This window comes from Streptomyces sp. NPDC002870 (genome assembly GCF_042888505.1).
GTDB lineage: Bacteria > Actinomycetota > Actinomycetes > Streptomycetales > Streptomycetaceae > Streptomyces.
In genome coordinates, this window is sequence record NZ_JBIAPW010000014.1 from 129,115 (window position 1) to 141,354 (window position 12,240).

General features: G+C 65.9%; 12 protein-coding genes and 2 pseudogenes. 5 read left to right on the forward strand and 9 right to left on the reverse strand.

The window, feature by feature from the left end; genetic code table 11:
• Positions 1-84: 84 nt before the first annotated feature.
• The gene (locus ACFYWY_RS19585; protein ID WP_389187850.1) at positions 85-597 is read right to left on the reverse strand and encodes a hypothetical protein; all 513 of its coding nucleotides are present in this window, start codon (positions 595-597) and stop codon (positions 85-87) included.
• Between the two features lie 295 nt (positions 598-892).
• Positions 893-1,882: a YihY/virulence factor BrkB family protein gene (locus ACFYWY_RS19590; protein ID WP_389187853.1), complete on the reverse strand. Its 990-nt coding sequence runs from the start codon at positions 1,880-1,882 to the stop codon at positions 893-895.
• 319 nt (positions 1,883-2,201) lie between these two features.
• Here ACFYWY_RS19590 and ACFYWY_RS19595 point away from each other — a divergent pair, with 319 nt between their 5' ends.
• The 3 genes from ACFYWY_RS19595 to ACFYWY_RS19605 are packed head-to-tail and all read left to right on the forward strand — an operon-like array spanning position 2,202 to position 3,733.
• Positions 2,202-2,753, forward strand: a complete 552-nt coding sequence (locus ACFYWY_RS19595) for a hypothetical protein (RefSeq protein WP_389187856.1) — start codon at positions 2,202-2,204, stop codon at positions 2,751-2,753.
• A 48-nt stretch (positions 2,754-2,801) separates the two neighbouring features.
• Positions 2,802-3,308: a hypothetical protein gene (locus ACFYWY_RS19600; RefSeq protein WP_389187859.1), complete on the forward strand. Its 507-nt coding sequence runs from the start codon at positions 2,802-2,804 to the stop codon at positions 3,306-3,308.
• A 56-nt stretch (positions 3,309-3,364) separates the two neighbouring features.
• Positions 3,365-3,733, forward strand: coding sequence for a hypothetical protein (locus tag ACFYWY_RS19605; protein ID WP_389187862.1), 369 nt, complete (start codon positions 3,365-3,367; stop codon positions 3,731-3,733).
• A 382-nt stretch (positions 3,734-4,115) separates the two neighbouring features.
• Here the strand turns inward: ACFYWY_RS19605 and ACFYWY_RS19610 are convergent.
• The 6 genes and pseudogenes from ACFYWY_RS19610 to ACFYWY_RS19635 form a co-directional block, all read right to left on the reverse strand.
• Positions 4,116-4,449, reverse strand: a pseudogene (locus ACFYWY_RS19610) (FGGY family carbohydrate kinase); the annotation flags it as partial.
• 255 nt (positions 4,450-4,704) lie between these two features.
• Positions 4,705-5,592, reverse strand: a complete 888-nt coding sequence (locus tag ACFYWY_RS19615) for an MIP/aquaporin family protein (RefSeq protein WP_389187865.1) — start codon at positions 5,590-5,592, stop codon at positions 4,705-4,707.
• A 401-nt stretch (positions 5,593-5,993) separates the two neighbouring features.
• The gene (locus ACFYWY_RS19620) at positions 5,994-6,269 is read right to left on the reverse strand and encodes a hypothetical protein (RefSeq protein WP_389187868.1); all 276 of its coding nucleotides are present in this window, start codon (positions 6,267-6,269) and stop codon (positions 5,994-5,996) included.
• Positions 6,266-6,751, reverse strand: coding sequence for a GNAT family N-acetyltransferase (locus tag ACFYWY_RS19625; RefSeq protein WP_389187871.1), 486 nt, complete (start codon positions 6,749-6,751; stop codon positions 6,266-6,268). The genes ACFYWY_RS19620 and ACFYWY_RS19625 overlap by 4 nt, the downstream gene beginning before the upstream one ends.
• Positions 6,752-6,906: 155 nt before the next feature.
• Positions 6,907-8,097 carry an IS110 family transposase gene (locus ACFYWY_RS19630; protein ID WP_389187874.1) on the reverse strand — a complete coding sequence of 397 codons (1,191 nt, stop codon included), beginning with the start codon at positions 8,095-8,097 and terminating at the stop codon, positions 6,907-6,909.
• Positions 8,098-8,298: 201 nt separating this feature from the next.
• Positions 8,299-9,076, reverse strand: a pseudogene (locus ACFYWY_RS19635) (IS5 family transposase).
• A gap of 482 nt (positions 9,077-9,558) precedes the next feature.
• Between ACFYWY_RS19635 and ACFYWY_RS19640 the strand changes: the two are divergent.
• Positions 9,559-9,903, forward strand: a complete 345-nt coding sequence (locus ACFYWY_RS19640) for a hypothetical protein (protein WP_389188033.1) — start codon at positions 9,559-9,561, stop codon at positions 9,901-9,903.
• Positions 9,904-10,594: 691 nt separating this feature from the next.
• Complete coding sequence (locus ACFYWY_RS19645) at positions 10,595-11,194, forward strand: type II toxin-antitoxin system HicB family antitoxin (protein WP_389187877.1); 600 nt, start codon at positions 10,595-10,597, stop codon at positions 11,192-11,194.
• A gap of 80 nt (positions 11,195-11,274) precedes the next feature.
• Here ACFYWY_RS19645 and ACFYWY_RS19650 read toward each other — a convergent pair whose 3' ends face one another.
• Entirely contained in the window at positions 11,275-12,231 is a 957-nt protein-coding gene (locus ACFYWY_RS19650; RefSeq protein ID WP_389187880.1) for a helix-turn-helix domain-containing protein, read from the reverse strand.
• Between the last annotated feature and the right edge of the window lie 9 nt (positions 12,232-12,240).

The following is a 12,240-nucleotide window of genomic DNA, read 5'->3' on the forward strand; positions in this document are numbered from 1 at the left end:
CGAAGAGAGATGAACCGGCCCGCGGCATCGGAAGGCTTCATCGGTATGCCTGTCGACTACTGCGGGCGACGACGTCGCCCGTAGTCACGGGCTGTCTGAAGTCACGCTGCGCACTCGGGAGGAGAAGATCGCCGCCGCTGCCGTGAGGCGCAGCTTCTCCAGCGTGTCGATCTGGCCCCGCGCCCGGTCCAGCAGATCTTGCAGCTGGGCCTCATCCAGACGGGGCTCGCCCGCGGCCACGACAAGCAGCGTGCGCCAGATCAAGGTCTTCCCCTCGACTCCCAGCCGCAGTGTCTCGAGCTCGATGAACGTACTCAGCCCGGAGCGCCGGTACAGGACGCCGTTCGGTTTCAGGCGCCCGAGCCTCTCGGCCGCCCAGCCACCGTAGACCTTGTAGCGGAGAGCGGGGACGCCGAGTGCGTCCATCAGTTCGAGCAGGGTCTGCCGGTCCTGGGCGATCTCGTCGGAGATGCGCTGCAGGTCGGCGCTGCGTGCCGAGTGGCGGTGCTGGTGGGCGATGCGCCGCGCGAGTCCGATGCCGAAGGTGGCACCGGCCAGGTGGTCATTCAGGTAGATCCCAAGCTTGTCGCGATGCATCCTGGGCCCCTGTCTCGACTGTCCTCGGCGATCTCCTCGAAGGTGCGACCGCGTACGCAGGCGGGCTGGGAGTACCGGCGTCGGATTTCCCCCGCACCACGACAGCAAACCGCGAGGGAACGGAGTCGTCGGGGCGAAATGCCGGGAAGGGACCCGAACGGCTCACCAGCCCGAGGTGTTCGGCGGCCGCTGTGGCGGAGGCTGACGCCCCGGCCCGGTGACGGTCGCCGTTCTTGTGACGGCGGTGGAACCCGCCAGGGGCCGACCAGCCTGACCGGCAAGGCAAACACGCGAATCAGCGGCTTTTTGACCCGCTACCGCGCTCAGCATTACGGGCCGCGCGCTGGAGGCGCCGTGCGGCGCGGTGCTGCTGATGGGCCGCCCCCTGTGGTGCGTCGTCGGCTGCGGATCTGACCCTCGGATCCGGGCCCTCACCCTCGGCTGTTTCACCGGGCTGCACCGCCGTCGCCGTCCAAGCGGCGCAGAACAGCAGCAGCCTGGCCATAAGGTTGATCCACAGAACGACGGCGACCGGCACAGCGAAGGCGCCGTACATGCTCTTCGCCGCGACGTCCTGCAGATAGCCGGTCAGCAACCACTTGAGCAGTTCGAAGCCGACCGCACCGATCAGGCCGGCGACCACGACCGCGCGCCGGCCGGGATGCACCCGCGCCAGCCGGGTGAGCAGGTAGATCAGCAGCAGGAAGTCGACGAGCAGGGCGATGGCCAGGCCGACGAAGAACAGCACCGCCCGTCCCGCACCGCCCTCGATCCCGACCTTGTCGGCGGCCCAGCCAACCGCACTGTTCGCGAAGACCGAACTGCCGATCGCGACCAGCCCGACCGCGCCGAGACCGACCAGCACCCCGGTGTCCTTGATCCTGAGCAGGATCGGATTTCCCGGGTCCTGCTCCTTCTCCCACACCGCGCGCAGGCACCCGCGCAGAGCGCCGACCCAGTTGATGCCGATCACGAGCAGCAGCGCGCCCGCGATGAGCCCGACGGTCCCGGCGTGCGCAACGAGGCTGTCCAGGTCCAGCAGGCCGGAAAGGCCCGGCGCCTGGTCGGCAATCTTGTCCTGGAGTTTCCCGAGCTGGTCTTCGCTCAGCAGCTTGGCGCCGATCGCCGCGCCCACGGTGATCAGCGGGAAGAGGGCGACGAAACTCGTGAAGGTGATCGCGGCGGCGAGCCGGGCCCAGTGGACTGTGGCCAGCCGGTCGAACGCCCGCCACACGTGCGTACGCATCAGCCGTGCGATCGCTGGAAGCCTCGTCAGCCATTCCATGAAGAACACCCACTCTCAGCGTACCCACGGCGAGAAAGGAGGTATCCAGCGGCGACGAATCCCACCGTCCTCCGTGGCGAGGCCGGTGCCCTGCGCGTGCGGCCGGAGGGACCGGCCGGTGGCCAGGGCCTCGGGAGCGGCGAGCACCGAAAGTGTCGCGCCAGGCGGCCTTCAATCAGCCGCTTGCCCCAAAGGAGCAATTAGGGCGATTTGTGAAATCCTGGAATGTGGCACACCAAGGGACGGCACCCGCGGCGGTGACCCTCGTTCGCCCCCAGATCTGGCTGGTGGTGCGAGTTGTCAATGAGTGGAGGATGCGATGTCGACAATCGTCATCATCGTGGCTGTCGTGGTCGTCCTGGCTCTGGTCGCGCTGGTTCTGCGGACCATGGCCCGGCGCCGGCACCTGCGGGAGCGATTCGGGCCGGAGTACGAGCGCACGGTCGAGGCGAAGCACAGCCGTGGAGCGGCCGACCGCGATCTGCGCGCGAGGGAGGAGCGGCATGAAACTCTGGAGATCAGGCCGCTGCCCTCGACGGTCCGGGACCGGTACGCCCGGGACTGGACCAGCGTGCAGGAGCACTTCGTCGACAGTCCCGACCAGGCCGTGGGTGAGGCGGACCGGCTCGTGACCACGCTCATGAGCGAGCGTGGCTACCCGACCGAGAATTACGAGCAACAGAAGCGGGACCTCTCGGTGGAACACTCCCGGACGCTGGAGCACTACCGCGTCGCCCATGAGATCAACAAGCGTGCTGGAGGCAGGGACACCTCGACGGAGGAACTGCGGAGCGCGATGGTCCACTACCGGGCGCTGTTCGAGGAACTGCTGCATGACGGCACCGGTTCGCCGGATGAGAAACGCCGATGAATGACCAGCGGCCGGGAGCGTGCCAGCACCCCATGGAGGTGAAGGGACATGCAGAGAGAAGCACCATCCGGACGCGACGAGTATCCCGAACCCGTCGAAGAGAGTCTGTCCACCGAGGACATCGCCCGGCCTCGGACAGATGCATCGCAACAGCGCCCGGACGATGACCTGACGGCAGCCCCCGATGCCGACCGGGCAGCACCCAGGACCAGAATCACGGACGAGGCCGGAAACGAACCGGACGCCGCAGCCGGCGAACACGACGCCTCCGCGCAGGAACCCGATACTGCCCCGCTTCTCGGGCCCCAGGAGACAGAAGACCTCCGCACCAGGTGGCAGGAGATCCAGCAGGGATTCGTCGATGACCCGCAGCGGTCGGTGCGTGCGGCAGACGGGCTCGTCGCCGAGGTGATGCAGCTGCTTGCCAGCACATTCGCGGACCACAAACAGGGACTGGAAGGCCAATGGCACCGCGGCGAGGAGGTCGAAACCGAGGACCTGCGCCTGGCCCTGCGCCAATACCGATCCTTCTTCGACCGCCTGCTCAGCACCTGACCACCGGGCGGCCGGCCCTCACGGCCTGTCCGCTGCACGGCGTTCGGACGGCCCTTGTGGCAGTAGCTTCCTGCGGTGTTGTCACCAACAGTGGCAGCGCGCATGAGTTCAGCGGCGGGTTCTCGGCATTCGGCTTCGAGGTGACTGGCTCCACCGGCACGCTCTTCCTTTACGGCATCGTCGTCGGAGCGGCGGCGCTGTTCGGGCTGAGCCTGCTCCTGACCGGTGCACGCCGCACCTCTCGCCGGGGCAGCACCAAGCGCCGGGGACTCAAGCAGACGCGCACCGAGACGGCCGCCACCGACGAGAGTCGCGCGGCGAACGCGCGGGGGAACGGCTCACCCCAAGACGACCGCCCTACCGCCCCGAACAGGGGTCGTCGGAGCAGGCTGCACTGGTTCGGGCACCGATCCGCCCCCCAGTAGGCCGCCGCCATCGCTGGCCGGCAGGCGCCACCGATAACCGGCTCCCCTCGCCGGCTGATCGACTTGCACCCGCAACGTCAGCCTCGCCCCCCTTCAACCGGCGTGCGAAGAGGCACGTCCTGTCCGCACCCAGGAGAGCTACGACAACCCTCCGCCGCACTCGTGCCCCATCCATGCCCTTCAGAGTGGTCAACAGCGGTCAACAGGGGTGCCAGGATTCCCTCTTTATCAGAGCGAGGGCCAGCCATCTGCCCAGGTCAGAGTGTATGTAGGCGCTGGAAGCGCCGTTGATTCCCAAGGTCAGAGCGCGGGTTCGATTCCCGTCACCCGCTCCATGAAAAAGCCCCAGGCCAGCAGCCCGGGACTTTGTTGTTGTCTAGACCTGGCGCAGTCCATCCATATCTCCCAGCAGCCACTCAATCTTGCCGCCTGAGAAGTAGGTTGCCAGAGGCAGGCCTTTCTATGGCGGATGATCTCGCCGTGGCCGCCGCCCTCGAGGGAACTCGCGATACTGTCGGTGCGGGTGTCCTGCTGGACGACGGCGTTGCAGTAGGGATGACCATTGCGCGGGTCCACGGTCATCTCGTGCTCAATCGGGTCCTGCTCGGCCTAACCGGACTGCGGCAGGATTTGGCGCTGCCCGAGTTAGTGCTTCGCCACTTTACTGTCGGTGTGATCGAAGATCATGATGTGTGTGCTGGTCATCCCTGGTCCACCGCACCGACAAATTCCTGGCGTCGTTGCCGTCTCCTCTCGTGTTCGTGAAGTCTCTAAGGCTGAGGAGCGACGGTTCGCGTCAGGCAATGCTGTAGCCGCCTCATCATGAGGCAAAGCCAGGTGCGTCCAATCTGGAGTATCGCCCTTGGGGGGCGGCTGAGGCGCGAAGCACATAGTTGGTGTTCTCAGGCGAGCCGCGTTGGTGTTATCAGGCGAGCCGCCGGTGGTGCGCCGGATGGCACCAGTTGCTGCGTCTAAGGCTCTTCGGTGGCGGGTCCTTCTTCGGTCAACCCGCTCCTGGCCTTGATCACCGAAGTGATGAGCAGGTCGTACACGACGATACCGATGACTCCGCCGACGAGTGGGCCGACAATGGGAATCCACCAGTAGCCGCTGAACCATTCGAAACTCCCGGGGAGAGCAATAGATCCCCAGCCTTCGAAGAATGTGAACAATCGGGGGCCGAAGTCTCGTGCGGGATTGATCGCGTACCCGGCGTTGGTACCGAAAGTCAAACCGATCGCGACGACCACCAGGCCGATGAGGAACGGGCCGAGATTGGACATCGGAGCCGTATTGCGGGTGTCGATGAGTGCACAGATCAGTAGAAGCAGGATTCCGGTCCCCACGATCTGGTCGAGCAGGGGTCCCCACCATGAATTTCCGAAGTATTCGGCGGGGAATGTGGCGAAGATCGAATATGTGCCGAGAGATTTATCCCGCGGGACTCCCGCCTTGGCGTTGGCCGCGTCGATCGCCCACCTGTAGGACGCGTAGACGAGCGCGGCGGCGACGAAGGCGCCCACGACCTGCGCCAGCCAATAGGGCAGGACCTTCCGCCAGGGGAAACCCCTTCGAACCGCGAAGGCGAGGGTCACCGCGGGGTTGAGGTGGGCGCCGCTGATGCCGCCGGCCACGTATACGCCGAATACCACGGCGAGGCCCCAGCCCCACGAGATGATGAGCCAGTTGTCGGCCCCGAAGTCCGCGGTTTGTCGGCCTGAGCCGGGCAGACCGACGACTGCGACGGCCACCGACCCGATGCCCAACAGAAGCAGGACGAACGTTCCCAGGAACTCGGCAACCATCTCACCGCCGAGGCCTTCTCGATAACCGCGTCGATGCACAGTGCGTTCAGCCATCGGTTCTCCTTGGTCGGAATGGAACAGACCTGCCCCCTTCCTACCGGAAATGTGGCGGAGGAAAGCCCATCGCAGTGAGCCTGCTGGCGATTCCTTCGAGTTTCCCCCCGATGGGGCAATGAGCGCTGCTATTACCCGGCTGAGCGTTCCCCTGAACCGGGGATCGCTGCCACGAACCGACGCGGATCAGTGCCCGTAAGGCTCGGATGGTAGGTGCGCAACATCCCGTGAGTTTCTATGAGCCCCGCTGAGTCCGTGTCCCTGTGGTCAGGCGGTTCTTCCTCCTTCGGGTGTTCTGCAGCTTCGTGACGCAACTTCGGGTGAAGAGGCTCGGTTGGCTGCGTTGGCAGCCGTACGGACCTGCCTGAGCACTGGTCGCCCCCCGAGGCTGCTATATCGCGTCAAGCCGCTTGGGAGGTGATCCTCATACTTCGTATCGTGGTCTCCGACAGGCCACCGGATGGCTCACGCGCCATCCCGCGACCGGCAAGCGAGGCATGGGGGTCGGCGTCGCCCTCGGCCTGGTCGCGGCGATCCCCACTGGCGGCCTGTCCCTGGTCGGAGGTGTGCTTGGAGGCAGGGCCGACGGCGGGATCATCGGCGGGTTCTTCCATAAGGGCCTCAAGATGACCGACGAGGACGCGGCACACATCGCCGACGAGTTCGACGCGGGTCACGCAGCGGTGGGTGTGCTCACCTGGGACTCGCCGACTGTTTGGCTTCCGCTGGTCTCACCCGTCAGACGGAATCCGAGCCCGAGGTAGAAACCTTCGGGGCCGCCCGTGCCCGGATGCCAAGTGGTGGTCAGGCGGGTGCCGCCGCGACGGCGGATTTCAGCAGCAACGGACTCGACCGCGAAGCGACCGTAACCTCGACCCTGCTCGCCATCTGCGATGTTGAGCCGCCAGAGACCGGAACGGATGTCGGTGCCTGTGCCGTCGCCCCTCCAGTCGATGTCGAAGAAGGCCATGAGGAAACCGACGGGACGGTCACCGTCAAGGATGAGGCGGGGCCAAGCTATGCCGGGATAGGCGTATGCCTCGGCCAGAGATTTCACGACCGGCGCGACCAAGTGCTCCTGATCCGGACGAACCCGCAGACCGATCGCTGCGTCGAAGTTGGCCGGGGTGATCTCCCGCAGACAGAGTGTGGTCGTCATGCAGGAACCCTAAGCCAGTTGATCAAGTGGACTCTGCGGATGCGTCGTCGGACGCGGGAACCCTGCTCGATAGCTCGTATGCCCCGGGCTCAGGCTCGGAGCCAGAGCCGTATGGCTGCGGTGGTGACGGTTCCGTGGATTCCTAATGGTGTTTGTCAAGCTGTGAGCGTGACAGGCGGCGTTGGCTGATAGCACCTTCGGTCGCGGATGAGGGCCCAGAGGACGTTGACGCGGCGTCGCGCCAGAGCCATGACGGCTTGGGTGTGGCGCTTGCCCTCAGCGCGCTTGCGATCGTAAAAGCGGCGTGACTCGTCGGAGTAGCGGATGCTCATCAACGCAGAGGTGTAGAAGACGCGCTGCAGTCGTCGGTTGTATCGCTGAGGGCGGCGGAGGTTTCCGCTGATCTTGCCGGAGTCGCGGGGCGTAGGCGCGACGCCACCGAAGCCGGCAAGGCGGTCGGGGCTCCCGAAAGCGGTCATGTCACCGCCCGTGGCTGCGACGAACTCGGCACCGAGGATGGGGCCCAAGCCGGGCATGCTGACGATCACTTCAGCATTGGGGTGCTCCCGGAACCGGGCCGCAATGAGCTTTTCGATCTCAGCGACCTGGTGGTTGAGGGCGAGCACCTCGTTCGCCAAGGCCGAGATCTGCTGGGCGGCCAGCTTCTCGCCGGGAACGCTTGTGTGCTGGCTCTCTGCGGCCCGGAGCGCGGTCTCGGCGAGCCGGTCGGCAGGGCGGACTTTGCGGTTACGCAGCCACGTCTCAAGCCTTTTGGCTCCGAGTCGTCGGATGGCCGCCGGAGTTTGATAGCCAGCCAGCAGAACGACAGGCCCGGTGTTGTTGAGGTCCAAGGCCCGGTCTAATGCGGGAAAGATGCCGGTGAGCAGGGCTCGGAGCCGGTTGATGGTCCGAGTGCGGTCCTCGACCAGGTCGGAACGCCGGGCGGTGAGGATCTTCAGATCGGTGGTGATCTCGTCGCCAGCGCCTAAGGGGTGCAGGTCTCGCCGGATGCGGGCCTGATCGGCAATGACGCCTGCGTCCTTTGCGTCGGTCTTTCCCTCGCCGCGGTAGCCCTCGGAGGCCCGGTGAATTGCCCTGCCGGAGATGTACATGACCTGCTGGCCATGGTTGAGGAGCATGGCGATAACCAGTGCCGCCCCGCCGTCGGCCAGGTCGATGCCCCACGTCACCTCCTCGCCGAGGGAGAGAACGTCGGCGAGGAGCTGGAGCAGTTCCGGCTCGTCGTTGGCGACTCGACGCGACAGCAGCCGACTGCCGGTCTCGTCGATCGCCACACAGTGGTGGTGGGTCTTCCCTGCGTCGATACCGGCCCAGATCTCGGCCACTTGGCTCCTCCGCCCGTTGCGCTGTTGGTGCCTCCCACGGACGACCTCGCTGGCGATTCCCTACAGAGCGATCAGTTCGCAAATCCTAATTAGCAGCCGAGTCGTCGTGGGGTGTCGGGCGGCCAATCCACGGAAGCCATAGACGGCAGAAGACGTAGAGCCACACCCGACACCCCTGGGCGGGTCAACCATACGAAGGGCTCACCCTGTCCCGGAGAAGAACGTAGGGAAGACGTAGGCCCGCTTGTCGTACCTGGTAGCTACCGCCCGAAACCGCTTCAGGGCGTTGATCGTCCGCTCAACTTCATTGCGGTGCCTGTACCTGTCCTTGTCGAAAGCGGTCGGGCGACCGCCGTTGCTGCCTCGGCGTCGACGGTTGGCCCGCTGGTCCTTCGGCTCCGGGATGGTGTGCTTGATCTGGCGTCGCCGCAGGTAGCGACGGTTCCGGCGGGAACTGTATGCCTTGTCGCCGCCCAAGTGGTCGGGACGGGTGCGAGGGCGTCCGCCGCTCAGCCGCGGAACGCGGACGCGTTCTAGGACTGGGATGAGCTGTGGGGAATCGCCCCACTGGCCCGGCGTAATCAGGAACGCGGGGGGCGGAGTCTTCCTTCACTGACCAGATGGATCTTGCTGGTTAGTCCGCCTCGGGAACGTCCCAGCGCCTCGTCGGGGCGGTGCTGAGCAGGCCGACCATGCCGGCCCGGAGCGCGCGGTGCGGTCCTACGGGCGCCCGAGGCGTGCTGGTGGGCTCTGCACGAGGTCGAGTCCACACTGACCATGCTCCAGTCGATCCGGCCCTCCGCGTCGGCATCGGCTTGGAGAGCCTGCAGAATCCGTTCCCATGTGCGGTCCGCTGACGGAAGAGAATGCCGTTGAGCACCCTGCGGTGACTCTTCCAACGCCCGCCCCGCCCCACGTTCTTCGGCAGGTGTGGTTCCAACCGAGTCCACTCTGTATCCGACAGATCGCCCCGCCTCACGCAGGCCAGAACGACATGATCACTGCGCAGTCACACGAGCCATCGGACAGTGCCTAGAAAGCGGTTGACCACCTTTCCGATTGGATTCCACACACGCCCGTCGGGCATCCGGATCCCCAGCTGCCGACCGGACAGATCTCGCTGCTCCGGTCCAAATCCACCCAAGCCCCGGCCCATCGCATGCAGCAGCGCCCCGTTCTGACCACCATGCGACAACAGAGTCAATCCTGCGGACAATCAAGGCATTTAGCGAAACGTCTCCTGGAGGAAGGCCAGAGGCGACCGGCTACGAGCGGACAGCCATCGGCGACCCGCCCGGCCCGAGCCTGGAACCCCAAGTAGGCATTGGGACACCGGCGTTCGCGGTACAGATCGGAGTGCTGGTCGAGAGCAGAGAACTGTTATGCAATCGCAGGTTTGAAAGGGGTTTCGTGCACTCGCGCGAGGCAAGCAGGGAGGGCATGAGCAATCCCCATGAACCCATGCCGGTAAATGACCCCTACAACCCCTATGACCGTAACCGGGACACCCACGGGCGTAGCCGGGATGGCGCCGGAACATTCCGGGCAGCCTTGGTCATCCACACGATCGCGGACATCGCTGCAGGCTTTCTGGGCCTGTGGATCCTGCTGTACCTGCTCGACGCCAACCAGGGGAACGTCTTCGTCGGCTTTGTGCACGCCATGGCCGACTGGCTCGCCGGGTGGTCCCAGGACATCTTCACCATGGAGACCGAAGGTCTCCGGGTTTTCCTCAATTACGGCCTACCGGCCGTGATCTACCTTCTGCTCGGCCATGGGATCGCCGCGAGGGTACGCCGCCTCTGACCGAATTCAGGTCGAGCGCGTCATTTACATCGGTGAGGCCCGTGATCAGACCAATGTTGCGGGCCTCACGACGCGGCGCCGTCGGTCGTTCCTACCGCGCGCCGGATGCCGCGATGCGCCCCTGAATGGCACGATGCCAAGTCCAGTGCCTTACCCCGGCATTCGTGACGACATGTCCCGGAGTACGTGATATCACCGCCGGTGAATCTTTGCAGCAGCGTCACAAGGGCTGCGCACCACCTTGGGCGGGTGCCATTAGCGTTACTGGCCGCTCGATCCCGCGTGCGAACTTGAAACAGCTCGCCGGCGTCCCTGGAAGCGCAGCCAGCACAGAAAGATCCCAGATGGACTACTGCTCCTCGTGCCGCCGGAACCTCGATGGGGCACTCGCGTGTCCAGGGTGCGGCGCATACGCTCCGGACATTGCCCCGCCTGCCCATCGCCTCCACAGCGCGACTGCGAACCTCGTGCTGACAACGCCGGCGGTCGATCCGACATCACCGACGCAGGTGTGCCTGATCGCCTTGTGCACCGGCTGATTGCTCCGTTGTCATCGGGCGTCGGTGTCTGCTCGCCCTGACCAAAACGCGCCCCGTCTCATCCGCGACTGTGCGGCCGAGCCGTGCCGATGCATCCGGGCAACAGTGCGACAGCCGAACGTCACCGCCGAGAGATCAAGGAGTCCGAGTCCGTGAGCGCTGGCTACAAAGCACGGCTGCACAGAATCGGCCGGTGGTGGGCCGTCGACATTCCGGAACTCTCCATCCACACCCAGTGCCGCACCCTCGATGAGGCTGAGGACATGGCGCGCGACACCATCGCCGAAGCACTTGGCATTCGACGGGACACGATCACCGTGGAGCTGGTGGTTCCCGAATTCGCATCACTGCTGCAGAGCGTGCTGGAGGCAAGAAGGCGCCGTGCCGCGGCCGATGCTGCCGAACAGCAGACACTCGCCGATGCCGCTCGCACACTGGTCAAGGACTTGTGCGTAAGCCAAGGTGATGCCTGCCGACTGCTCGGTATATCTCACCAGGAGGTCTCTCACCTCTCCCCAGCCCACGGCTCCGGCGACACACGTCCATGGCGCCATGGTCCACTGTCCACGCCGGGCGCACCGGGCCTCGGCATCCGCAGCAGCGGTGACACGGCAGAGCACTCGAGCGGGCAGCAGCGTCCGCGACCGGAACTCGCCAATGGCTCACCCGACAGCAGCATGATGCGCCCAGGGCGGGCCCGACAGGCATCAGCCAGGCGCCCGAGCTGGGCGATTGCGGAGGATGACGGCTAAAAGACGGCCCGAGCTGAAAGACCGACTGCGTGTCATCAAGGGCGTGTACATCGACCGCCGGGCCGACCCCGGCCGCCGGGTCAGCGGCTTCCGTACCGCATCTCGCGGGGACTCAGCCCGAAGCGCTGCCGGAACGCGGTGCTGAGCGCGCTCGCGGAGGAGAAGCCCGACGCGTACGCCAGATCGTTGATCGTCATGTGCTCGAACGCCGCGCACCGCAGCCGGTCCCGCACCAGCCGTAGCCGCTCCTCCCTGATCAGTTCCCGGGGCGTGGTCCCCACGCGCTGCAGCGCGAGCTGCACCTGCCGCAGCGACCACCCCAGCGCCTGCGCCATCTCCGCGCCGGTCAGCTCCGGATCGGCCGCGTGCCCGCGTACGTAGCGACGCACCATCGCTTCCACCTGGGCCAGATGCCCCGGCACGTCCGGGCGGTCGTCACCGACCGCGAGCATGCACAGCAGCTCGACGACACGGTCGGACACCGCGTTGAACTGGGGGTCGGTGAGGTCGTCGCGCTCCTCGTACAGGCCGTTCAGCATGGAGCCCACCACGCGGCCCAGGCCCCTCCTCAGATCCAGCCCGGCCGCCAGCGGCGATTTCCGGTTCATTGGGCCGTCGACCTCATGCGCCGGGATCGTGAAGATGAACGCGTCCGTGGACGCGCTCTGGAGGCACTCGAAGGGTGCGCCGAAGCTGACGAGGGCGCCGGTCCCCGGCGTCAGCCGTGCCTCCTGGTCGTCCTGCCGCAGCACGATGTCTCCGCTGAGCGGAAGCAGGAAGCGGTAGTTCTCGTCCGGGTCCTGCCGCACCTGACGTGTGGTCCGGGTGTACTCGATCTCGTCCGACCAGAACCTGACGAGTTGATAGGCGTCAGTGTGCTGGCGGATCGTCTCACCGCGGAAGTTGTCTGCGCGCGAATATCTGTAGCCCATCCGGGACTGGTACGACGCGATGTGCTCGCGCCAGAATTCGGCGCGCTCACACGGTGCCACGTCCCCGGTCGACAACGACTCCACGCTGTACATTCCCGCGGGCACCGAAACCCC